The 23,671-nt window shown below is 65.7% G+C and carries 19 protein-coding genes; 8 read left to right on the plus strand and 11 right to left on the minus strand.

Annotated elements, in window-relative coordinates:
- Window positions 1-234: 234 nt before the first annotated feature.
- The 5 genes from GDR74_RS14560 to GDR74_RS14580 form a co-directional block, all read right to left on the minus strand.
- The gene (locus tag GDR74_RS14560; protein WP_152586981.1) at window positions 235-1,587 is read right to left on the minus strand and encodes an HlyD family type I secretion periplasmic adaptor subunit; all 1,353 of its coding nucleotides are present in this window, start codon (window positions 1,585-1,587) and stop codon (window positions 235-237) included.
- A 13-nt stretch (window positions 1,588-1,600) separates the two neighbouring features.
- Window positions 1,601-3,667 (minus strand): type I secretion system permease/ATPase, encoded by a 2,067-nt coding sequence (locus GDR74_RS14565; RefSeq protein WP_152586982.1) that lies wholly within the window; start codon window positions 3,665-3,667, stop codon window positions 1,601-1,603.
- Between the two features lie 36 nt (window positions 3,668-3,703).
- The gene (locus GDR74_RS14570) at window positions 3,704-5,707 is read right to left on the minus strand and encodes a hypothetical protein (protein ID WP_152586983.1); all 2,004 of its coding nucleotides are present in this window, start codon (window positions 5,705-5,707) and stop codon (window positions 3,704-3,706) included.
- An 84-nt stretch (window positions 5,708-5,791) separates the two neighbouring features.
- Entirely contained in the window at window positions 5,792-6,853 is a 1,062-nt protein-coding gene (locus tag GDR74_RS14575; protein ID WP_152586984.1) for a hypothetical protein, read from the minus strand.
- Window positions 6,854-7,431: 578 nt separating this feature from the next.
- On the minus strand, window positions 7,432-7,905 hold the full coding sequence (locus GDR74_RS14580) for a hypothetical protein (protein WP_152586985.1): 474 nt from the start codon (window positions 7,903-7,905) through the stop codon (window positions 7,432-7,434).
- A 140-nt stretch (window positions 7,906-8,045) separates the two neighbouring features.
- On the opposite strand from GDR74_RS14580, the gene GDR74_RS14585 reads away from it, so the two are divergent.
- Window positions 8,046-8,633 (plus strand): hypothetical protein, encoded by a 588-nt coding sequence (locus GDR74_RS14585; protein ID WP_152586986.1) that lies wholly within the window; start codon window positions 8,046-8,048, stop codon window positions 8,631-8,633.
- A gap of 36 nt (window positions 8,634-8,669) precedes the next feature.
- Here GDR74_RS14585 and GDR74_RS14590 read toward each other — a convergent pair whose 3' ends face one another.
- Entirely contained in the window at window positions 8,670-9,404 is a 735-nt protein-coding gene (locus GDR74_RS14590; protein ID WP_152586987.1) for a TerC family protein, read from the minus strand.
- Between the two features lie 272 nt (window positions 9,405-9,676).
- On the opposite strand from GDR74_RS14590, the gene GDR74_RS14595 reads away from it, so the two are divergent.
- From GDR74_RS14595 to GDR74_RS14625, 7 genes are all read left to right on the plus strand, one after another.
- Window positions 9,677-10,444, plus strand: a complete 768-nt coding sequence (locus tag GDR74_RS14595; protein ID WP_152586988.1) for a FadR/GntR family transcriptional regulator — start codon at window positions 9,677-9,679, stop codon at window positions 10,442-10,444.
- Complete coding sequence (locus tag GDR74_RS14600) at window positions 10,444-11,496, plus strand: ABC transporter ATP-binding protein (RefSeq protein ID WP_152587790.1); 1,053 nt, start codon at window positions 10,444-10,446, stop codon at window positions 11,494-11,496. The genes GDR74_RS14595 and GDR74_RS14600 overlap by 1 nt, the downstream gene beginning before the upstream one ends.
- On the plus strand, window positions 11,493-12,587 hold the full coding sequence (locus GDR74_RS14605; protein ID WP_152586989.1) for an ABC transporter ATP-binding protein: 1,095 nt from the start codon (window positions 11,493-11,495) through the stop codon (window positions 12,585-12,587). The genes GDR74_RS14600 and GDR74_RS14605 overlap by 4 nt, the downstream gene beginning before the upstream one ends.
- 45 nt (window positions 12,588-12,632) lie before the next feature.
- Window positions 12,633-14,105 carry an ABC transporter substrate-binding protein gene (locus GDR74_RS14610; RefSeq protein WP_152587791.1) on the plus strand — a complete coding sequence of 491 codons (1,473 nt, stop codon included), beginning with the start codon at window positions 12,633-12,635 and terminating at the stop codon, window positions 14,103-14,105.
- 73 nt (window positions 14,106-14,178) lie between these two features.
- The gene (locus GDR74_RS14615) at window positions 14,179-15,126 is read left to right on the plus strand and encodes an ABC transporter permease (protein ID WP_152586990.1); all 948 of its coding nucleotides are present in this window, start codon (window positions 14,179-14,181) and stop codon (window positions 15,124-15,126) included.
- Entirely contained in the window at window positions 15,123-15,992 is an 870-nt protein-coding gene (locus GDR74_RS14620) for an ABC transporter permease (protein WP_152586991.1), read from the plus strand. Before GDR74_RS14615 ends, GDR74_RS14620 begins: the two co-directional genes overlap by 4 nt.
- Window positions 15,993-16,013: 21 nt before the next feature.
- Window positions 16,014-17,807 (plus strand): gamma-glutamyltransferase family protein, encoded by a 1,794-nt coding sequence (locus GDR74_RS14625; protein ID WP_152586992.1) that lies wholly within the window; start codon window positions 16,014-16,016, stop codon window positions 17,805-17,807.
- 217 nt (window positions 17,808-18,024) lie between these two features.
- Here the strand turns inward: GDR74_RS14625 and GDR74_RS14630 are convergent, their stop codons facing one another.
- The 5 genes from GDR74_RS14630 to GDR74_RS14650 form a co-directional block, all read right to left on the minus strand.
- A complete protein-coding gene (locus GDR74_RS14630; RefSeq protein ID WP_152586993.1) occupies window positions 18,025-19,251 on the minus strand; it encodes a phenylacetate--CoA ligase family protein in 1,227 nt (408 codons plus the stop codon).
- Window positions 19,252-19,276: 25 nt separating this feature from the next.
- Window positions 19,277-20,122 (minus strand): ABC transporter ATP-binding protein, encoded by an 846-nt coding sequence (locus tag GDR74_RS14635; protein WP_152586994.1) that lies wholly within the window; start codon window positions 20,120-20,122, stop codon window positions 19,277-19,279.
- Window positions 20,123-20,201: 79 nt separating this feature from the next.
- On the minus strand, window positions 20,202-21,524 hold the full coding sequence (locus GDR74_RS14640; RefSeq protein WP_152586995.1) for an ABC transporter substrate-binding protein: 1,323 nt from the start codon (window positions 21,522-21,524) through the stop codon (window positions 20,202-20,204).
- Between the two features lie 86 nt (window positions 21,525-21,610).
- The gene (locus tag GDR74_RS14645) at window positions 21,611-22,696 is read right to left on the minus strand and encodes a branched-chain amino acid ABC transporter permease (RefSeq protein WP_152586996.1); all 1,086 of its coding nucleotides are present in this window, start codon (window positions 22,694-22,696) and stop codon (window positions 21,611-21,613) included.
- A gap of 12 nt (window positions 22,697-22,708) precedes the next feature.
- Window positions 22,709-23,665 carry a branched-chain amino acid ABC transporter permease gene (locus tag GDR74_RS14650; protein WP_194164551.1) on the minus strand — a complete coding sequence of 319 codons (957 nt, stop codon included), beginning with the start codon at window positions 23,663-23,665 and terminating at the stop codon, window positions 22,709-22,711.
- Between the last annotated feature and the right edge of the window lie 6 nt (window positions 23,666-23,671).

Raw genomic sequence — 23,671 nt, forward strand, 5'->3', positions numbered from 1 at the left:
CATATGCGAAGTCTCTCGTCCCGGAGGTTCGATTAGAGGCTACTGCTATCGATGCCTCCGTTCGGGTGAGACATGGTCGGCAGAACGTTTGCCTCCCGAGCAGCCCTGGCGGGACCTTCTTTCGACAGTTGCCCTGGGGAAGCGCACCGAAGCCGCGGCGAGAGGCAGCGGAGGTTGTCCAGGGCTCTTTCCGGAACGAGGCTGGTCCGCAGCCCGTATCGCTCGATCGGGCTGTCACAGCTCGCGGAAGGCGCGAGCCATGCTGTCCCGGATCGGCTGGAGCAGATACTCGATGAAGGTGCGTTCCGTCGTCTTGATGTACACTTCCGCCGGCATCCCGGGAGTCGGAGCGAACCCGTGGACCTTGGACGCCTCCTTCGGGTCCAGGGAAACCCTCGCCACGTAGACGTCGTTTCGCGCGAGGGCATTCTTCTCGTCGGGCAGGGCGTCTGCGGAGACATACACCACCTCGCCCTCGATCATCGGCGTGATCCGCTGCTTGAGCGCGGTCAGCCGGACGATCGCCTTCTGCCCGAGCTTCACGTTCGGAATGTCCTGGGGCCGCACCCGCACCTCGATCAGCAGATTCTCCTGGAGGGGGACGATCTCCATCACCGTCTTGCCGGCCTCCACGACACCGCCGGGAGTGTGATAGCGCATCTTCACGACGACGCCCTTCACGGGGCTCGTGATCCTGACCCGGTCGAGGACGCGCGTCGCCGCCAGGACTCGCTCCCTCACGTCCGCAAGCTCGCCCAGCGTTTCGTGCAACTGCTCGACGGACGCCTTGATCGCTGCGTTACGGGCGCCGACGATCTGCTCCTCGGATCGGGCGATGCGCTCCTTCGCGTCGCCGATCTCGCCCGTCAGGCGCCCCGCTTCGCCCTGGAGGTTCGCCCGGGCACGCTGGAGCGCCAGGACCTCGGATCTCCGGATCAGGCCGGTCTTCAGAAGCTGCTCCTTGACTGCGAGTTCCTCGTCGAAGAAGGCGATCTGCTCCTTCACCGAGGCGAGCTGGGTCGTGCTCCCCTTGATCCGCTCCTGCAGGGCCTCGATGCTGGTTCTGATCGATGCGATCTCGCTCTGGAGGCTCTTCCGGCGGGCCTCGATCGTCGCGCGCTGGGCCTTGACGATGGTCGCAATGTCCGGATCGCTCTCCGCTCTCGAAAGCAGCTCCGCAGGAAAGGCGGCCTCGCGCCCCTCGGCGACTTCCGCCCTCAGGCGTGCCTCGATGGCGAGGAGGCGGGCCTCCCTCAGCGCCAGCCGGCGCAGCTCGGCGCGGGGTCCCGTCTCGTCGAGCTGGATCAGGGTCTCGCCGGGCTCCACCACGTCTCCCTCGCGCACCAGGATGTCCTGGATGACGCCGCCTTCCAGGTGCTGGATGATCTTGTTCTGCCCGGTCGCCACGAAGGCGCCGGAGGTCACGACCGCGCCGGCGATGGGCGCGATGCCGCCCCAGTAGCCGAAGCCCATGACCGTGACCGCGAGGATGACGATCCCGATGAGAGTCGGCAGCCGCGTGCTGCGGGGGACGTCCGCATACCATTCCTGCTGTTTCTGAAGAGTGATGGTGGCGGTGTGAGACATGGGCGATCCTGCTTCATCCTTCGATGGCGGGCGAGCCGTCAGGAGCCCGCCGACCGCTCATGAGAGGAATGATTTCGTCGCGCGTGCCGAAGGCCTGAACGGAGCCGTCCTTGAGCATCATGATCTTGTCCACGCTCTTGAGCAGCGCCGGACGCTGGGTGATGGCCACGATGGTGATGCCGCGCTCCTTTGCCCTCATGAGCGCGCGCGCGAGCGCCTGCTCGCCCGGAAAGTCGAGGTTCGAGTTCGGCTCGTCGAGCACGACGAGGCGCGGGTTTCCGAAAAAGGCGCGGGCGAGACCGATGCGCTGCCGCTGCCCTCCCGAGAGCGGACTTCCGTCCATTCCGACGATGGTCTCGTACCCTTGCGCGAACTGCGAGATCATTTCATGGACATCCGCGAGCGCCGCCGCGTCGAAGATCTCGTCGTCGCTCGCATCCTCCCGCATGCGGGCGATGTTGGCCTTGATCGAGGCGGGGAACAGCTGCACGTCCTGGGGCAGATATCCGACGCTCTCGCCGAATTGGCGGGGATCCCAGTTGCGCAGGTCCATCATGTCCAGCCTGACGCTCCCCGCCGTGGGCATGATGGAACCGACGAGCATCCGCCCCAGGGTCGACTTTCCGGTGCCGGATGCGCCCACGACCGCAAGCGACTCGCCCGGCTCCAGCTGGAAGGAGATTCCGTTCAGGATCACCTTCTTGTTGGGCGGGGGTACATACAGGACGCGCTCGACGCTCAGCCGCCCCTGCGGTTGCGGCAGCCGCAGGCGCTCCATGTTGAGCGGCGAGTTGAGGAGAAGCGACCTGATCCGCCCATAGGCCGAGCGCGCCTGCACGAAGTTCCGCCATCCCTCGATCGTGCCCTCCACCGGCGCCAGGGCGCGGCTGGCGACGATTGAGGACGCGATCACCATGCCGCCGGTGAGCTCGCCCGCCATGGAGAGCGTCGCTCCCCAACCGAGAAGGGAGACCTGGGTGGTGAGGCGGATGAACTTGGACAGGCCCGTCATTATGATGTTGCGATCCTGCGCGATGACCTGAGCCTTGAGCGATTCGCCCGTCTCCCGCCCCCACATCAGAACCCCTTCGGGGATCATGCCCATGGCGTTGATCACCTGCGCGTTCCGCGCCATGGCGTCCGCCTGGAGGTTGGCCCGCGAGGCATAGGCGTTCGCCTTCGCGAAGGGAACGGCGGTCAGCTTCTGGTTGACGAGCGCGACGCTGAGAAGAAGGATGCCGGTGACCGAGACGATGTATCCGAGCTGCGGGTGGATCAGATAGACGGCGAGGAGATAGACCGGCGCGACCGGCGCATCCAGCATCATCAGGAGGACCGGGCCGGTGAGAAAGCTCCGGACATGCTGCAGGTCCGAGAGAACCTGGAACTCCTTGATCGACCCGTTCTGGGAAGCCTTGGCGGCGGCGCTCAGCACGGGCGCGCCGAGCTTGCTCTCGGCCTCGACCGCGATCCGCATCAGGATGAAGCGCCGCATCATGTCCATGAGGACGTGAGCGAGGACCGCGCCCAGCACGACCAGGGAGAGCATCGCGAGCGTGTCGACGCTGCGGCTGGTGAGAACACGGTCCGAGATGTTGAAGAGATAGACCGGGATCGCCAGAACGAGCACGTTCACGAAAAATGAGAAGATCGCGACCGTGATCAGATTGCGGCGGCACGCCGCCAGCCCCTTGCTCAGAACCTCCCTGAAATCGCGGTCGGCGGAGCGCTGCTGCAGTTGCGGCGGCTTGCGCGGACCGTTCCCTCCCTTGCCGGGTCCGCTGCCGGGAGGCGTCTTCGCGCGATTCTGCGCAGGTCTGCCGTCGTTCCGGGCTGGAACGGCGGGTCTCGTCTGGGAAGCAGGCGCGGCCCTCGCCTCGCCGCGGGCGACCGGCTGTTGAGGCGGCTGCCGCGGCGGGTGGGCTTCCGGAGGGATCGGCCTCTGCCGTATCGGATCCGTCTTCTCCGCGACAGGCGGCGCCATGGACCGGGGAGTCGAGGGGCCGGCGGCGTTCCGGCCGGTATCCGGCGCGGATTGCGGATCTGTCGAAAGCGATCTCAGGGCATCTTTCAGGAGCATCAGTTTCCCCAGCGGCGCAGAAGCGACCGGATCGGATCAGGTCAGGACGTGACCGAAAGTGTCGTGATGGGAGACGAAGACATCCTTCGTCCAGGCGTTGGCGTCGACAGTCTCTCCCTGCGCATGGTCGATGAAGGCGACGAGTTCGGTCACAAGGGCCGTCGGATCGGCTTGCACGGCCTGGGTTCCGTCGGACACCAGATTGGCCTGCAGCAGGATGGAATCCTCGTATGTGCCGCCGCCGATCACATGGCTCGACAGAGCGCTCGCATCGACGATGACGGCGGAGTTCGATGCAGCGTTTCCCCCCGTCGAGGACCACTGCAGCGACGACCCCTCATCCCGCCATTGCACCGCGACGTCGGGATCGGAAATCAGGTTGACCTGGTTGATGATGTTCAGATCGTAGTAGTCGCCCGTCACGAACAGGACATCGAGCGTGCCCGACGCGGCGCCCTTGAAACCCGACCATGCGCCGCGGTCGACGTCGTCCCGGCTCGCGAGCCCCTCGATCAGTTTCTGCAGCTCGTCCGTCCATGTCCCGAAGCTGGCCGATCCGATGGTCTGGATCGTGGCCTCGTTGCGAAGCGCGTTCTGTCCGAGGAATGCCTGCGGGGCCCCTCCCTCCCCCTCCGCGCTGCCCAGCCCCACGACGTCATTGTCCAGCACGACGTTCAGCTGGGAGATGATGTTGGCGGAGTGGTAGTCGCCGAGAACGACGACGATGTCGTACCCCTTGCCCCAGTCGAGGAACTTGGTGACGTTGTACTGCTCGTTTCCGCCCGTGCGGACTTCCGAATAGGCCTCCGTCGTCGTCTGCACGGAGACGTCGCCGTCCTGGAGAACGCTTCTCTGCGTCAGCGCCTTGATGTCGAACAGGTCGCCGGTCACGTAGTCGACGTTGACCGTCAGGTTTCCCTTGTAGGCCTGGGAGCCGGTACCTTCCAGGAGGGTCGTGACCTTGAAGACGGCGGTGTTGTCGGTGATGTTGCTCCCGCCCTCGAGGATCGGCGGCTGGGATCCCGCATCCAGGACGTGATCCTGGTTCTGCAGAATGTTGGCCTGGAGGATCGCGTTGGTCGAGAAGTAGTCGCCCCTCACGAGCAGGTTCGCCGGAGCCTCGTTGAAATCGAGGATCAGTGCGGCATTCCCGGCCTTGTTCGCACCCGTCTCGGCAACATGGCCCGGCTCGGTGTCGGGCTCGCTCCGCTCCGGCAGCGCCGGGACGACGTGGTCCGGCGGCTCGCTCGACGGCGCATCGGCCTGCTGCAGTTCGCCGTTCACATAACGGCCCGGCGCGACCTCCCCAGGCGAGGCGCTCCCCTCCGCGAGGGAACGGTCGTGAGCGAGAACGTCGTCGACCGAGGCATCGCCCAGCCACCCCAGCGGAATCGCCGCCTGAGGGATCAACTCCGTCCCCATGTCGACGAGACGGGAAACAGTCGCGTCCGCGTCGATGGCCTGAAGGGCGTCGTAGCCTGTGCCTCCGTCGGACACCCGATCATGATCCGACATGGCGTTGACCTGGGTGAGTTTTCCGACGACCCCCGACGGAGGTTCGTCGTATGAGAGGCTGTAGCTCGGCTCGCGATGTCCTCCATGCCCGCTCCGATCGGGCGCTCCATGCTCGACGGGCCGATGCCCGACATGGACATGCATATAGCGGATGTGGAGGGATCCGCCGCCGGTCGCAGGACCGTGGAATTGGTCGCCTTCGTCGAGCATCAGGTCCCCATGCCTGCCGGACATGGGGGCGTGGCCTTCGATCCTGGGGAACCCATGCGAGTGCGCCTTGAGGATGGCAATGTCGATGCCGGATCCAGTCGAAGAAGGGGACAGATTTGCCCGCACGGCTTGACCGGTCATGTCCGGGATGTCGGCGAAGGGACCGACTGCGTCCGCGGCCTCGACCCGGTACTCGATGTTCTGGGCTTTGTAGAAGGCCTCGTCGTACTTGAGGCGGGCAGCGGCGTATTCCTGGGCGATGTGCCAATACCCGGCGAAATGCCAGATCATTTCGAGAGCGCCACCAGGGGCCATCGGCTCCTCCTGCCGTCAAGGTCGTCCCTCAGGGCGATGAAGCAGCCCGCGCAAGGCTGTCGCGCGGGCTGCTCCGTCAAGCGATCAGCTGTGGTGATCGTCGGTCAGGTCGCCGCCGACCACGGTCATGCCGTGGTACTGGATGTTGGCACCCATCGAGATGTTCTGGTTGAACGCCTCGAGGTGAGAGGTCGCGGCAGCGGTCACGCTGGTGTCGACCGCACCGTCCTCGCCTGCGCCGGACGCGAAGTCGCCGGACGCGCCGTTGATGCCGCTGGCATCGCCGCCGGTCCATGTGCCGTCCTGGCTCCAGCCCGCATTGCTGTTCAGGTTCGCGGTGAGCGTATCGTCGTCGGTCATCTCGCTGATCTGGGTGAGGCTGAACGCTTGACCCGCGCCGTCCCCGATCGCCGACAGAACGCCGTCGAACGTTCCTCCATCGAGATTGATCCAGTTTGTCTCCGAGAAGTTGAAGGAATCCCGGACATCGACGCTCAGGTCGAAGCTGGCCGTGTTGTAGCTGTCGGTGGGATTATAGCTGTCGTTGATGCTGTGGTCGCTATTGTCGGAATTGTCCGAGTTGTCGTTGTAGCTGTCCGTCGCGTTGTAGCTGTCGTTGACGCTGTTGTCTGAATTGTCCGAATTGTCCGAATTGTCGTTGTAGCTGTCGTTTGTGCTCTTGTTGTTGAGGACGTCGTTCAACGCCACGTCGACCGTCGTGGTGTCGCTGTTGTCGTTGTAGCTGTCCGTCGTGCTGTGATCGCTGTTGTCGGAGTTGTCGGAATTGTCGGAATTGTCCGAATTGTCGTTGTAGCTTCCGTTGGTGCTCTTGTTGTTGAGAGCGTCGTTCAACGCCACGTCGACCGTCGTGGTGTCGCTGTTGTCGTTGTAGCTGTCCGCCGTGCTATTGTCGCTGTTGTCCGAGTTGTCGGAATTGTCGTTATAGCTGTCGGTTACGCGATTATCGCTGTTGTCGGAGTTATCGCTGTTATCCGAATTGTCGGAGTTGTCGTTGTAGCTGTCAGTGGTGCTGTTGTCGTTCCGGCTGTCGGTGTTGCTCTCGTCCTCGTAATTCCCGTTCTCCTGGGATGCAAAAGCGAAGCCGGCAATGGCCGCAGCGATGTTGCCGTTCTGGTCGGTAGCCATGATCGATGTCCTCGTTCGATTGGCGGCGGCGGACGCTTCGGCCTTTCCATCCATTACGTGTTCGGCCGGGGCGACGCGACGCCAGATTGGGATTGGAGTTCTTCCAGCAGGCACGACCGGCAACCTGCCAAGCGCAGGCAAACCAAGCCGGGCCGGATGGCCTCGTGGCAATCATTTCGCGAAAGAGCCTGGCGCCTCCTGTCACATTGGCCGCATCGTTCCGGCCGACATTTTTCGAAGCATGCGTGGACGGGCCCGGAAACCGGCTCCATCGAGCCGACCCGGCAAGAAAGCCCGCCGCACGTTCATGCGGTCGCCCCAATGTCATCGTTTGTATTGGAGAAGCCTTTTCGCACCGTCTCGATCCGAAACGATCTCAGCCTCTCGAACTTGCGTTCCACCCTTGGCCGCCGATGCTCGTGATGCTTCTGTTCTTCATCGGCCGCGGACTCAAATCACCCTGTGGGACAATCCACCAGGAAGTCCACAGGATCGAGGAAATTAGACTTCGATTCACCCCGGTCGTCCAGTTGCGCAATGGGAGTAGCCCTGCGCCATAAGGCGGGACGCACGCCACTTCACAGGAGCGCGGCGACTCTCTCCTCGAATACGTCGCGCCAAAGCTGGAGAAGATCGTCCTGGAGATGGCACCCACATGATTCCCACGTGTCGCCGGGTACGGCCGTACTGCCGAGACGACTCCTTTGACGCGCGACATGAAAGATCGCAGCCTGACTGCAGCCCTCGAGGAATCTCCGATCGCCCTCCGTGCTCAGGTTCATGATCTCTTCGCCGTGGATTCCCGGCGCCTCGCCGCTCAGATCGGCGATGGTTTCGCATTGAATGAGGCCGAGCGCCAACGAGCCGATGGACCCGCCCAGTGCGGCCCTTGCTTCGAGGCTCGCCAGCATTGAAAGAAAGCCGACGATATAAGCATCGTGCCATGCCGCCGATGGTATGCGGCCTAACCGCGCCTCCGTTCCCTCCACCAGAGGTCGGAGGATCGCGAGCGCGATCCTTCTGCCGCGGCGCGCCTTCCACAGCTGAAACATTTTCGTCTTCGCCCGTCTTTCGCGACAGGATGCGGCGGGGGCGAACCCGCCGCAATCGCCCTTCCGCATAAACCGGGCTATAGTGGCCGGAGCCGGAACAGGCGGAGCGTCCCGCCTGCGCGGATCGAGGAGGCGCCGCCATGCCGACACGGCTTCCGCAGAAGCCCGATTTTGAGGCCATCGAGGCTGCGGCCATCGATTCCGCCGATCATCGCACCGTGGTCCTGGCATTGATCGGGAACCTGGTCTTCAGCTGGTCGAATAACGAAAGCATGTTCATCTATGTGCTCATGCTCCTTCTGGAGACCGACGAGGTCTCGGCGGCCATCGTCTTCGCCACCTTGAACACCACGCGCGCGCGGCTGGATCTCGTGCAGCGCCTCGCGAAGGCGAAGATTGCCGACAAAAGCGCGGCCGAGACCCTCGACCGGCTCATCGCGCGCTTCAATGCCTGCACGCGCGTCCGCAACGAGTTCAATCACTGCATGTACACGGTGAGCGACCGGGGCGAGATCACCCACACGCATGCGATGAAGATCAGGGAAAGCGCCGGCCGCCTGGTTCTCGGCGAGGTCCGGCCCGTCGACGAGGGGCGCATCCGCGAGCTCGTCAAGACGGTCGAGGACCTCAAGATCCTCAACCGCGAGCTCTGGGACTTCCTCCCGCGCCTCCAGGCTTCCGTCCGCCCGTCCGCGACCCAGGCCGGGGAGGCCATGCCGTCTGCCTGAGGAGCCTTGCGACGCTCGCGGCGCCGCAGGGCGCCGTCAGCGCTTGCGGCGGGCGCGCCGCGCCAGCATGTTGAGCCCCTCGACGAGAGCGGAGAAGGCCATGGCGGTGTAGATGTAGCCTTTCGGCACATGCGCCCCGAAACCTTCGGCGATGAGCGTCATGCCGATCATCAGCAGGAATCCCAGTGCCAGCATGACCACCGTCGGGTTGGCCTGGATGAATCGCGCGAGCGGATTTGCGGCCACCAGCATCACAGCGACGGCGACGATGACGGCGACGACCATCACCGGGACATGATCGGTCATGCCGACCGCCGTGATGATGCTGTCGATGGAGAACACGAGGTCGAGGACCAGAATCTGGCCGATGGCGGCAGCAAAGCCCAGGCCTGCCTTGCTGCCCTCGAACATGTCGGGGCCGGGGTCCGGATCCACGTTGTGATGGATCTCCTTGGTGGCCTTCCAGACCAGGAAGAGACCGCCCGCGATGAGGATCAGGTCCCTCCATGAGAAGCCGCGGCCGAAGAGCGCGAAGATCGGCTCCGTGAGCTGAACGATGATCGCGACCGTTCCCAGGAGGCCGAGCCGCAGGATCAGGGCGAGGCCGATCCCGATGCGTCGTGCCCGCCCCTGCTGGTCGGCGGGCAGCTTGTTGGTCAGGATGGAGATGAAGATGAGGTTGTCGATGCCGAGCACCACCTCCATCACCACGAGGGTTGCGAGGGCGGCCCAGACCGTGGGGTCCGTCAACAGGGCAAGGATTTCCGTCATCGTCACATCCGCTTTTCTTCTCCCCCCGTTATCTCGGCCCTCTTTCCTGCACTGCAAGGGGCGCGTGCCGTCCCGGGCACTCGAACGCCCGCTTCTCCACGGCTTTTCCTGGCTTTTTGAGGAGCGGATCCGCGTACCATTTCGAACCCTTGCGAAACCAATTGCGCAATGGTTCGGACTTGCGATAGCTTCTTTCGTTGTGGGCCGATTCAGCGCAAGAAACGTCCCACTTTGATTGAACCAAAGTAACAATTGGTCCCAGAGAGGAAGCGATGGCTGTCGAGCCCCTGTCGGACAGCTCGGATTTTGCCCTCCGGCAACTGCGCCTCCTGCTCGAGTCCCTCGACGGCAGCGGGGACGCGCAGCTTCCGCCCGAGCGCTCCCTGTCCCAGCAGATGGGGGTCGGCCGCCGGGCGCTGAGGCGCGCCCTGGAGGTTCTGGAGGCGGAGGGACGGATCTGGCGGCGCCAGGGCAAGGGGACTTTCGTCGGCCCCCGCCCTCCGCGCACGGAGATGGACCTGGAGGCCCTCTCCAGCGGCACCAACCCCCTGGAGATCATGGAGGCCCGCCTGGAAATCGAACCGGCCCTGGCGCGCCTCGCCGCCCTGCGGGCCACGAACGGCGACATCGAGCGCCTGAAGCACCTGGCCCACAAGACGGCGACGAGCGCCGACGGCGACATGGACAGCCGCGAGTTGTGGGACGGCGCCTTCCACCGGGCCATCGCGGAGGCGGCGGGCAACAGCCTTCTCTTCGTGTTCTTCGACATCATGAACCGCATCCGCCAGGATCCCACCTGGCGGCGGCTCCGCGAGCAGGCGCGCTCGAAGCCGGGGCAGCGCCACTACGTGAACCAGCACGGCCGGGTCGTGGCGGCCATCGCGACCCGCGACGGCGGGGCCGCGGAACAGGCCATGCGCGAGCACCTCGAGACCGTCCGCGCAAGCCTTCTCAGGATCATGACCCGCCCCTCTATGGCGAGCCACGACGAATCCCTCAACGCCCCCTCGGCAGACGAGCAAGGACGACCCGCAGCATGATGAACGATGCGGCGCTTCATACGACGAGGACTGGGGCCGAGTCCCGCGGGGCCCCGGAACAGGAACCGTTGCTTCGCGTGGACGGGCTGTCGATCCGCTTCGACGGCGCCCCGCCCGGCGTCAATGTGGTCGACGAGGTTTCCTTCTCCGTCGCCAAGGGCAAGACCCTCTGCCTCGTGGGCGAGTCCGGGTGCGGGAAGAGCGTCACCGCCCTCTCCCTCATGGGCCTCCTGCCGACGCCGCCGGCGCGGATCGTGGGCGGCGCGGCCTATTTCCGCGGCAGGGACCTGCTCGGCCTGTCGGAGCGGGAGCAGGCCGACATGCGCGGCAACCGGACCGCGATGATCTTCCAGGAGCCGATGACCTCCCTGAACCCGGCATTCACGGTCGGCGACCAGATCATGGAAGGCATCCTGCGCCACCGGAAAGTCTCGCGGGCCGAGGCGAAGGAGCGTGCCCTCGAGATGCTTCGGCGGGTCAGGATCCCGGCGCCCGAGAAGCGCCTGCGGGCCTATCCTCACGAGATGTCCGGCGGCATGCGTCAGCGGGTCATGATCGCCATGGCCCTCGCCAACGAGCCGGAACTCCTCATCGCCGACGAGCCGACGACCGCGCTCGACGTCACGATCCAGGCCCAGATCATCTCCCTGATCCGCCGGCTCCAGGAGGAGAGCGGCATGGCGATGATCCTGATCACGCACGATCTCGGCGTGGTCGCCGAGGTCGCCGACGACGTCGCCGTGATGTATGCAGGCAAGATCGTCGAAGCGGGTCCCGTCGAGGCGATCTTCGACGACCCGCAGCACCCCTACACCATCGGCCTCATGGGCTCCGTGCCCTCGCTCGGGCGCCGGCAGGGCCGCCTCGCGACCATCCGCGGCACGGTTCCGCCCGCCGAGCTCATGCCGAAAGGCTGCCGCTTCACGCCCCGCTGCCCCTTTGCGGACGCGCGCTGCGCCTTGGAGCCGCCCCCGCTCACGGAGCTGTCGCCCGGGCACCGGGCGCGCTGCTGGTATGCCCCGCTCGAGATCCATCGTGGAGACACGGCATGAGCCTCGCCGACGACGTCATCCTCCAGGGCGTGGACCTGGTCAAACATTTCGGCGGAGGCGGCCTCCTCGCCGCGAAGACGGTCGTTCATGCGGTGGACGGGGTCTCCCTGGCGGTCCGGCGCGGAGAGACCCTCGCCATCGTCGGCGAGTCCGGATGCGGAAAGTCGACCCTCGGCCGCCTTCTCCTGCGCCTCATCGAGCCGACGGCGGGCGACGTGCGCTACGAGGGACGCTCCATCCTGTCCCTCGACGAGGGAGAGATGCGCCGCCTTCGCCGCGAACTGCAGATCATCTTCCAGGACCCCTTCGCGTCCCTCAATCCGCGCATGACGGTCGGCGACATCGTGGGAGAGCCGATCTGGCTGCATGGCCTTGCCAAGGGGCCGCAGCGGCGCGAGCGCATCGCGGAACTGCTGCGCACGGTGGGCCTGCTGCCCGCCCATGCCAACCGCTACCCGCACGAGTTCTCGGGCGGACAGCGCCAGCGCATCGGCATCGCCCGCGCCCTGGCGGGGGAGCCGAAGCTGATCGTCGGGGACGAGCCGGTCTCGGCCCTGGACGTGTCGATCCAGGCGCAGATCATCAACCTGCTGGAGGACCTGAAGGAGCGCTTCGGTCTGACGCTCGTGATCGTCGCGCACGACCTCGCCGTCATCCGCCACATGAGCGACCGGGTCGCCGTCATGTATCTCGGCGAGATCGTCGAGTTCAGTTCGACCGACGGCCTCTTCGACAACCCGCTGCATCCCTACACGCAGGCGCTGCTCACGGCGATCCCGGTCCCGAGCCCCGTGGGCAGAAGCCCCAAGCCCCTTCTGCAGGGCGACGTTCCGAGTCCGACGGCGCCTCCGCCGGGATGCCGGTTCCATACCCGCTGCCCTCATGCGCGCCCGCTCTGCCGGGAGCAGCATCCGAAGCTGGAGGCCGCAGGCGACGGCAGGAGCGTCGCCTGCCACTTCTGGCGCGAGATCCAGAATGCGGGGGCCGGCGCCGTCACGGCTCCGCCACCGAGTCCCACCCTCGCCAGGCGCATGGCGCTCTACAAAACCTGGCGGGAGCGGCAGGACCAGACCGCGAACCCAAGCCGTTAAGAACCAGAGGAGAGAGAGTTGAAGAAAGCCGCATTCACGCTCGCCATGACCGTCGCGCTCGCGATGGGCGGCGCAGCATCCGCGCAGACCCTGAGGATCGGCCTCAACGAGGACCCGGACGTGCTCGACCCGCATCGCGCCCGGACATTCGTCGGGCGCATCGTCTTTACCTCGCTCTGCGACAAGCTCGTCGACATCACGCCGGATCTGAAGATCGTTCCGCAGCTCGCCACCGAGTGGACCTGGACCGCCCCCAAGACGCTCACGCTCAAGATTCGCCCGGGCGTCAAGTTCCACGACGGCGAGCCCCTGAACGCCGCCGCCGTGAAGGCGAACATCGACCGCGCGCGCACCCTGCCCGACAGCCTGCGCAAGAGCGAGATCGGCTCCGTCGAGAGCGTCGAGGTCATTGACGACATGACCGTGGCCCTCAAGCTGTCGCGTCCCGACGCGACGCTGCTGTCGCAGCTCTCCGACCGCGCCGGGATGATGATGTCGCCCAAGGCTCTCGCCTCGGCCGATTTCGGTCAGAAGCCCGTCTGCTCCGGTCCCTACCAGTTCGTCGAGCGCGTTCAGAACGACCGCATCGTCCTTGAGCGCTTCAAGGATTACTGGGACGCGAAGGACTACCACTTCGACAAGGTGGTGTTCCAGCCGATCCCCGACACGACCGTGCGTCTCGCCAATCTCAAGGCCGGCAACCTCGACATGCTCGAGCGCCTCGCCCCGAGCGACGTGGCGGCCGTGAAGAAGGACTCCTCCCTGATCTTCGCTCCGGTAAGCGGCATCGGCTACCAGGGCCTGACGATCAACACCAACAACGGCGAGCGTTCCAAGTCGCCGCTCGGCCGCGACAAGCGGGTCCGCCAGGCTCTCGAATACGCCATCGACCGCGACGTCATCAACGAGGTCGTGGGCCAGGGCATCTTCCCGCCGGCCGGGCAGCCCTTCCCGGAGGCGAGCCCCTACAACGACAAGAAGTTCGCGGCGAAGAAGCGCGATGTCGAGAAGGCGAAGAAGCTCCTGAAGGAGGCAGGTGTCGACCGGGTGAAGTTCGACCTCACCTTCGGCACCAGCACGACGACGCAGCAGATCGCCGAGATCATCCAGGCGATGGCCGCCGAGGCCGGCTTCGACATCTCCCTGCGCCCGACCGAGTTCGCCGCCATGCAGAAGGAGGCGCAGGCCGGAAACTTCGACGTCAACGTGATCGGGTGGTCCGGCCGCGTCGACCCCGACGGCAACATTCACCCCTTCGTGACCTGCAAGGGCGGCCTGAACGACGGACGCTACTGCAACCCGGAAGTGGATCGTCTGCTCAACGAGGCCCGCACCGTCACGGACGAGGCCAAGCGCAAGGAGCTGTACGACGCCGCGCAGACCATCCTCCAGGACGAGCTGCCCATCATCTACACCTACTACCAGCCCTGGCCCTTCGTGCTGGCCAAGAAGGTGCAGGGCTTCCGCCCCTATCCGGACGGCATGATCCGGCTCAAGGGCGTGAAGTTCGCATCCTGACCGGCGAAAACCCGGCATGCCCGGCGCGAAGCCGGGCATGCCCCCTCCGTCAGCGCAGAAAAGCCAGAGCCCCATGCTCCGCTACATCGCCAAACGCTTTCTCATCGCCATACCGACGATCCTGATCGTGTCGGTCCTGGTCTTCACCCTGCAGCAGCTGCTGCCGGGCGATCCCGTCCTGACCCTGGCCGGCGAGGAGCGGGACCCGCAGGTGCTGGCATTCCTGCGCGAGAAATATCGCCTCGACGATCCGATCCCGGTCCAGTACTTCGCCTGGTTCGGTCAGGTCCTCCAGGGGAACCTGGGCATCTCGCTGCGCACCGACATTCCCGTCCTGACCCTGATCCTGAGCAAGCTCCCCGTGACCATCGAGCTTGCGATCTTCGCCATGATCGTGGCCCTCGCCATCGGGATTCCGGCCGGAATCGTTTCGGCGGTCCGGAAGGGCACGTCGGTGGACTACGCCGCCAACGTGGTGGCGCTGTCCGGCCTTTCGATTCCGAACTTCTGGCTGGGCATCCTGCTCATCATGCTCGTCTCGGTGCGCTGGAAGCTTCTTCCGGCCTCGGGCTTCGTCCCGCCGGGCGAAGATCTGTGGCTCAACGTCAAGACCATGATCATGCCCGCCTTCGTGCTGGGCACCGGCCTCGCCGCAAGCCTGATGCGCCACACCCGCAGCGCCATGCTCGGCGTGCTGCGCTCGGACTACATCCGGACCGCGCGCGCGAAAGGCCTCCTCGGCCGGGTCGTGATCATGAAGCATGCCCTGCGCAACGCGCTCGTTCCCATCATCACCCTGTCCACGCTCCTGTTCGGCGAGCTGCTCGCGGGCGCGGTGCTGACGGAGCAGATCTTCACGATTCCCGGGTTCGGGAAGCTCATCGTCGACGCGGTCTTCAACCGCGACTATGCCGTGGTGCAGGGCGTCGTCCTGTGCACGGCCGTAGGGTTCATCCTCATGAACCTCCTCGCCGACATTCTTTATGTCCTCGCCAATCCCCGCCTGAGGCACGCCCGATGACGCTCGCCATCACGGATGACCTGGCGCTTCCCAAGAAGCGCAGCCGCGTTCTCGCGAAATTCCTGAAGAACCGCAGCGCGCTCTTCGGTGCAGCGATCGTCCTGTTCTTCGTCGCCGTCGCCATCGTGGCCCCGCTCGTCGCGCCGTACGATCCCGTGAAGCCGAGCTTCATGACCATCCGCAAGCCGCCTTCCGCCCTGTTCTGGTTCGGCACCGACGAACTCGGGCGCGACGTGTTCTCGCGCATGCTCTGGGGAGCGCGGGCTTCCCTCTCCGCCGGGGTCATATCGGTCGCCATCGCCGTCGCCCTCGGCGTTCCGTTCGGCCTTGTCTCCGGTTACTTCGGCGGCTGGATCGACGCGGCGATCTCGCGCTCGACGGATGCGATGCTCGCGATTCCGTTCCTGATCTTCGCGATCGCGCTCGCGGCGTTCCTCGGCCCGAGCCTCTCCAACGCGATGATCGCCATCGGCCTTTCGGCCATGCCGATCTTCATCCGGCTCACCCGGGGCCAGGTCCTGTCGATCAAGGCGGAGGATTACGTGGAGGGAGCGCGCGCCATCGGGCTCCCGGACTTCTGGATCATCCTGCGCTACATTCTCCCCAACGTCATTCCGCCGATTCTCGTCCAGGCGACGCTCACCATCGCGAGCGCCATCATCGCCGAGGCGAGCCTGTCCTTCCTCGGCCTCGGACAGCAGCCGCCGAACCCCTCCTGGGGATCCATGCTCAACACGGCCAAGAACTTCATGGAACAGGCGCCCTGGATGTCCTTCTTCCCCGGCTCCGCCATCTTTCTCATCGTGCTCGGTTTCAACCTCCTGGGAGACGGCCTGCGCGATGCCCTCGACCCCCGCGAACACTAACCTCTCATTCGGATCAGCCCCATGTTCACCACACGGCCAGAAATCCTCGGCACCTTCGGCGTCGTGACGTCGACGCACTGGCTCGCCTCCGCGGCGGGGATGTCGATGCTGGAAAGAAACGGCAACGCGTTCGACGCCTGCGTCGCGTCCGGTTTCGTCCTCCAGGTCGTCGAGCCCCACCTCGTCGGGCCTGCCGGCGAGGTGCCGGCCGTCTTCTACTCGGCCAGGACCAAGAAGGTGGAGGTGCTGTGCGGCCAGGGCACCGCGCCGAAGGGCGCGACCATCGAGCATTACCGGCGCGAGGGTCTTTCCCTCATCCCGGGGAACGGCCTCCTCGCGACTGTCATTCCCGGCGCCTTCGATGCGTGGATGATCCTTCTGCGCGACCATGGCAGCCTCCGTCTGCGCGACGTCCTGGAGCCTGCGATCTACTATGCCGAGAAGGGGCACCCGCTCCTGCCGCGTGTGTCCGACACGATCAAGGGCCTCAAGAGCTTCTTCGAAACCGAATGGCCGACCTCGGCCGCCGTCTTCCTTCCCGGCGGGAATGTTCCGGAAGCGCGCAAGCTGTTCCGGAATCCACAGCTGGCCGAGACCTGGAAGCGCATCCTCCGCGAGGCCGAAGCGAAGGGCCGCGACCGCGAAGGCGAGATCGAGGCTGCCCGCGAGGCCTTCTACAAAGGCTTTGTCGCGGAAGCGATCGACCGCTTCGCGCGCAGCCACGAGGTGATGGACCAGTCGGGCTCCCGCCACAGGGGCGTCATCACGGCGGACGACATGGCCTCGTGGTCAGCGAGCTACGACACCCCGCTCACCTACGAGTACCACAATTTCCGCGTCAACAAGATCCGCCCCTGGGGCCAGGGCCCTGTCTTCCTCCAGACCCTCGCGCTCCTGAAGGGCTTCGACCTCGAGGCGATGGGTCCCACGAGCGCGCCCTTCATCCACACGGTCGTGGAAGCCATGAAGCTCGCCTTCGCGGACCGCGAGGCCTACTACGGCGATCCGAACTTCGTGAAGGTGCCCGTGGAGACCCTTCTCTCGGATGCCTACTCGGACGAGCGGCGCAAGCTGATCGGCGAGCGCGCATCTCTCGAACTGCGCCCCGGACATGTGGAGGGGTACGAACTCCAGGTGGAGCGCACCTTGAAGGCTCTGCGCGAGCTCTCGACCACCGACCGCAAGGTGACCGGGGGGGAGCCGACCCTCGCCTCCATGCGCTCCGCGCGCCGCGGAGACACGGTGCACATCGACGTGGTCGACCGGCACGGGAACATGATCGCCGCCATGCCTTCGGGCGGCTGGCTGCAGTCGTCGCCCGTCATCCCGGAGCTGGGTTTCATGCTCAACTCGCGCGCCCAGATGTTCTGGCTGGAGCCGGGCCTTCCGGCGAGCCTGGAGCCGGGCAAGCGGCCGCGCACCACCCTCACCCCCACCCTCGCGGAGAAGGACGGCGAACCCTACATGGTGTTCGGCTCCCCGGGCGGCGACCAGCAGGAGCAGTGGCAGTTGCTGCTCTTCCTGCGCCATGCCCATCACGGCCTGAACCTGCAGGAAGCCATCGACCTGCCCATGGCCCACACGGCGCATTTCCCGTCCTCGTTCTACCCGCGGGAGCAGAAGCCGGGGCATCTGGCGGCCGAGGAAACGTTCGGCGCGGAGGTCCTGAACGATCTGCGGGCCCGCGGGCACGAGATCGAGACCATGCCGGCCTGGACGGTGGGACGCCTCGTGGCGGCAAGCCGCGACAAGGACGGCCTCCTTCACGGCGCGGCCACGCCGCGCCTCATGCAGGCCTACGCCATCGGGCGGTAAGCGCCGCAGGGAAGCGGGCCCTCGGTGGGAGCCCGCTTCGTGCCTAGAGCGGTTTGCGCTTCGATGGAATCGCACTCCGCTCAGAAGCTCTTGGTTGGCCGCATTTTCGGACGGACCCGGAGGGCCGCGTCGGCGACCCGGAGGGCCGCGCCAGCGACCCGGAGGGCCGCGCCAGCGAAAACCGGTTTCCACTTCTCCTGAAAATGCTCTATAGCGCTCAACCGTAACTGCGCTCGTCCGCGATGACCTTTCCGTCGTTCGGCAGGGACCCGGGAGGGACGATCACCACGCGCCCCTTCATCTTGGTGAGGTCCTGGAGCGTCGCCGCGAGCGCTGCGGCCAGCTCGGGAGAACGGGCCTCGGCGTTCAGGGTCATGACGTCCGCCTCGCCTTCGCGCGTCACCACGAGTCGCAGGCGGCCGGCCTCGGGATGCCGGCGGCCGATCTCGGCGATCTGCTCGGGCCGCACGAACATGCCCTTCACCTTGGTCGCCTGATCGGCCCGCCCCATCCATCCCTTGATGCGCATGTTGGTGCGGCCGCAGGGGCTCGCGCCCGGCATGACCGCGCTCAAGTCGCCCAGGGCGAGGCGGATCCAGGGGCGGTGCCCGTCGAGGGTCGTCACGACCACCTCGCCCACGTCGCCCTCCGGGACCGGATCGCCGGTCCCGGGCCGCACGATCTCCACGATGATGTCCTCGTTGACCACGAGCCCTTCCCGGGCGGGTGTCTCGTAGGCGACGAAGCCGAGATCCGCCGTCGCATAGGCCTGGAAGGCCTCGACCCCGCGCCGCGCGAACTCCTCCTGGAGGGAGCGCGGAAAGGCGGCGCCCGATACCAGCGCCCGCCGGATGCAGGAAAGATCCCGTCCGGCCGACTCCGCACCGTCCAGCAGGATCTTCAGGAAATCCGGCGTTCCCACATAGGCGACCGGCCGGTAGGCCTCGATGAGCTCATATTGCTGCTCCACGTTGCCGGAGCCGGCGGGAATGACCGCGCAGCCCAGGCTCCGCGCCCCTGAATCCATGATGAAGCCGCCCGGAGTCATGTGGTAGCTCAGGGTGTTGAGCACGATGTCGCCCTTCCGGAAACCCGCGGCGTGAAGGCCGCGCGCCGCACGCCATGGGTCCGGCCCCGTGGATTCCGGCTCGAAGATCGGCCCCGGCGATGTGAAGAGGCGACCGAAGGTCCCGGCCGGCTCCGGGACAAGGCCCCCGAACGGCATCCGCCCCTTCTGCCGTGCGGGGAGATCGGACTTGCGCAAAACCGGCAGGCGCGAGAGGGCCTCGCGGCTCGTCACTCCGTCCGGGTCGATGCCCGCCAGATGCTCGGCATATCCGGGCGCCTGCAGGGCCCGCTTCAGGATGCCGGGCAGGCGCGCGAAGAGATCCGCCTCGCGTTCGGTATGGCTGCGCGTTTCGAGCGCGTCGAAGAACTCGGTCACGGTTCGGCTCTCGTTGGCAGGAGGATCAGGCGAGCCAGCGCTTGCGGCGCTTGTAGCTCTTCACTTCGCGGAACGACTTGCGGTCTCCCTCGGAGACGCCGAGGTAGAACTCCTTCACGTCTTCGTTCTCGCGCAGCATGGAGGCGGGGCCGTCCATCACGACGCGGCCCGTCTCGAGAATGTAGCCGTAGGTCGCGTATTTCAGCGCCATGTTCGTGTTCTGCTCCGCAAGGAGGAACGACACCCCTTCCGTCTCGTTGAGCCTGCGGACGATCTCGAAGATCTCCTCCACGATCTGCGGCGCGAGGCCCATGGAGGGTTCGTCCAGGAGGATCATCTTGGGGCGCGACATCATCGCCCGGCCGATGGCGCACATCTGCTGCTCGCCCCCGGAGGTGTAGCCCGCCATCGAGGTCCGGCGCTGTTTCAGGCGCGGGAAATAGTCGTAGATCGCCTCGAGATCGCGCCGGATGGCGGCGTTGCCGTCGCGACGGGTGAAGGCGCCGGTGAGAAGGTTCTCCTCGATGGTCAGGTGACCGAAGCAATGCCGACCTTCCAGGACCTGGATGCAGCCGCGCCGGACGAGCTTGTTCGGCGAAAGGCGGTCCACCCGCTCGCCGTCGAACTCGATGCTGCCTTTGGTGACCTCCCCGCGCTCGGCGCGGAGCAGGTTGGAGATGGCCTTCAGCGTCGTCGTCTTTCCGGCACCGTTGGCGCCGAGGAGCGCGACGATGCCCCCGCGCGACACGTTGAGCGACACGCCCTTGAGCACGAGAATCACGTGGTCGTAGATGACCTCGATATTGTTGACGCAGAGAACGAGGTCCTCGGCCTTCATGCGGTCCGCCTCCGAGATGCGCGCCGCTTCCATGGGAGCCTCCTTTTGGTCCGCCGACCCTGCGGGCGGGCAGCGCCGCGCCCGCAGAGCCTCTTTCACGCTTCGCCCGGGATCAGCTCGCCTTGTCGCAGGGCTCGGTCCGCTTCGGCCAGCCTGCGTTCTTTTCGGCGTAGTCCTTCGCCGCGGCGTCGAGCTGAGCCCTGACGCGGTCGCCCATCGGCTCGATGGGATCGGAGATCTTCACCCATTTCGTGCCGTCCCATTCCTGCATGAAAGCGGGGCGATGGCCGTTGTGGTCGCTGCAGGACAGGGCGATCGGATCCGTGAAGCCTTCCAGCCCCAGGGCCTTGAGCCGCGCCTGATCGAGCTTGATGGTCTCCAGGCCGCGCCGCACGTCCTCCCCGGTCACCACCTTCTTGCCGGTGAGCTTCTGGGCGTTGGCAATGGCTTCGGCGATCAGCAGCGAGTTGTAGACGCCGCGGTTGTAGAGAAGCTCGCCGACCTTGTCCTTAGAGGCCTTGGAGAGGCCCTTGTCGACCACGTTCTTCACGATGTCCTGCAGGGCCGGATAGCTCGTTCCGACGCCGTGCCAGTTCAGCATCTTGAAGCCCTTCGCGCCGGCGCCGCCGCTCTTCGCATCGTCCTCGCCCGGCCACCAGACGGACAGGAACTTGTCCATGGGATAGCCGGAACGCACCGCCTCCTTGATCGCTCCGCCGTTCATCGAGCCCCAGCCCCACATGATCATGTAGTCGGGACGGTCGCGGCGGACGCTCAGCCACTGGGACGACTGGTTCTGCATGTCCTGCGCGGCGACCGGGTAGAGCTTGACCTCGAAGCCGAGCTCCTTCGACAGCTCCTCGAGAAGCGGGATCGGCTCCTTGCCGAAGCTCGCGTCGAGATGCAGGAAGCCGATCTTCTTGCCCTTCAGCTTGTCGAGGCCACCCTCCTTCTGGCCGATGTACTTGATGATCATCGACATGCCGTCCCAATAGGTGCTGGGCGGGTTGAAGACCCAGGGGAAGATGTCGCCGCGGGCGGAAGCCGAGAGCCCATAGGCCATCGACAGGATCGGGATCTTGTCGACGGCCGCGCGCGGAATGAGCGGCAGGGTGATGCCCGTCGACCAGGGATTGACGATGACCGGGTTCTTGCCTTTCACGGCCTCGTAGCACTCGACGCCCTTCTTGGTGTCGTACCCTGTCTCGCATTCCTCGATCACCAGCTTGACGCCGCCGATGCCGCCGTCCCTCTGGTTGAGCATCTCAAGATAGTCGTGCATGCCGTCGGCGATATGCATGCCCGAGCCCGCGAACGGCCCCGTGCGATAGGTGAACAGGGGAATGTAGATGGAATCCTGCGCGGCCGCCGGGAGGGGACTCCCCCCGATCATCGCCGCGATGGCTAGTCCTAGGCTCACTCTGCGAAACGACATCTGCGTTCCTCCCATGTTGTCCGGCTGTGCCGGTTTTCTGTTGAGCGACGTCTCCTTGGCGCAGCCTTCATGGCCTCATCCCGTCGTCAGTAGGGGAAGGGCCAGACCAGGAGCTTCTGCTTGCCGATCTGCCAAAGCCGCGCGAGCCCGTGCGGTTCGACGATCAGGAAAAGGATGATGAGCGCTCCCACGATCATGAACCGCAGGTGCTCGATGGTCTCGGCGCCCACGGACAGCCCGAAGGGCGACAGGACGACCGGCAGCACGACGCCGAGGGCGATCGGCATGATGAAGATCAGCGCTGCGCCGAAGAAGGATCCGACGAGGCTGCCGAGGCCTCCGATGATCACCATGAAGAGGATGAAGAAGGACTGGTTGATATTGAAGACGTCGTATTCCGCGCCGCCGTACCAGAGGAACACCATCAGCGCGCCCGCGACGCCGCAGTAATAGGAGGAGACCGCGAAGGCCAGGAGCTTCGTCTGGAGCAGGCGGATCCCCATGAGCTCGGCGGCGAGGTCCATGTCCCGCACGGCGATCCACATGCGCCCGATGCGGCCGCGGACGAGGTTCGAGGCGAGCCATGTGAGAGCGATGACGAGGGTGAGGACCACGAGGTAGCGGGTCTGCGGCGTCGCCGTCGCTCCCACGACGGGAATGCCGAACAGGGTCCTCAAGGGGGCGTCGAGGGCACCCGAGACGTTGTAGTTCACGAGCCACGGAACCCGGATGAAGCACCATTGCAGGAAGAACTGGGCCGCCAGGGTGGCGACGGCGAGATAGAAGCCCTTGATGCGCAGGGAAGGAAGCCCGAACAGCGCCCCGACGGCCGCCGAGAAGAACCCCGACACCAGGACCCAGACGATGACGTTCACCTCCGGAAAGGCCGTCATGAGCTTGTAGCAGGCATAGGCCCCGACTCCCATGAAGGCCCCCGTCCCGAGGGAGAGCTGCCCCGCATAGCCGGTGAGGATGTTGAGGCCGATGGCGGCGAGGGAGAAGACGAGGAAGGGGATCAGCACCGCCTGGAGGAGGAAATCGCTGCCGAGAAAGGCGGCCGCATAGGCAGCGGCAATGATCACGGCCAGGCCGATCCGGTCCTCCCGCAGGCGGAAGACGGCCATGTCGGAGGCGTAGGTGGTCTTGAACTGTCCGGCTTCGCGATAAAGCACGCAGGATCCCCCTCAGATGCGTTCGATGATGCGCTCCCCGAACAGGCCCTGCGGCCTGTAGAGGAGGAACAGCAGCGCGATGACGTAGGCGAGCCAGGTGTCGATCCCGCCGCCGACCAGGGGCCCCCAGTAGAACTCGCCGATCTTCTCCCCCATGCCCACGATGAGCCCGCCGACGATGGCGCCGGGGATCGACGTGAAGCCGCCGAGGATCAGCACCGGCAGTGCCTTCAGGGCGATGATCTGGAGCGAGAACGAGACCCCCGAGCGGGCCCCCCACATGATGCCCGCGACCAGTGCCACGAGGCCAGCGGCGAACCAGACGATGACCCAGATCTGGTTCAGCGAGATTCCGACCGACAGCGCCGCCTTGTGGCTGTCGGCGACGGCGCGCAGGGCGCGTCCGATCCGCGTCTTGGAGAAGAAGACCGCGAGAACGGCGATCATCGCGGAAGCGATGACGGCGGCGGCGATGTCCAGGTGCTGCAGGCGGACCGGGCCGCCCAGGACCGTGACCTCGGTCGTCCCCTGGGGGAGATAGAGCGCGCCCGTGATCATCTCCTTGGGCGAGCCCCCGAAGATGAGTTCGCCCAGGCCGATCAGGAGATAGGTCAACCCGAAGGTGGCCATGAAGAGGATGATGTCCGGCTGGTTCACGAGCGGGCGCAGCACCAGGCGCTCCACCGCCATCGCCAGGACGAGCATGACGCCCGCGGTCAGGAGCAGGGCGAGAAAGGCGGGTATGCCCTTCTCGTAGAGGCCGATCAGGGTCAGTGCCGCGAACACGACCATGATGCCCTGGGCGAAGTTGAAGACGCCGGAAGCCTTGAAGATGAGGACGAAGCCCAGTGCGATCAGGGCGTAGAGCACGCCGGACACCAGCCCCTCCCAGAGGGTCTGGACCAGAAGGTCCGGAGCCTCGCCCATGAACACGAAGGGTTCGATCAGGACCTTGTAGAGGATGTCCATTCTTCC

The sequence above is a fragment of the Microvirga thermotolerans genome (assembly GCF_009363855.1).
GTDB lineage: Bacteria > Pseudomonadota > Alphaproteobacteria > Rhizobiales > Beijerinckiaceae > Microvirga > Microvirga thermotolerans.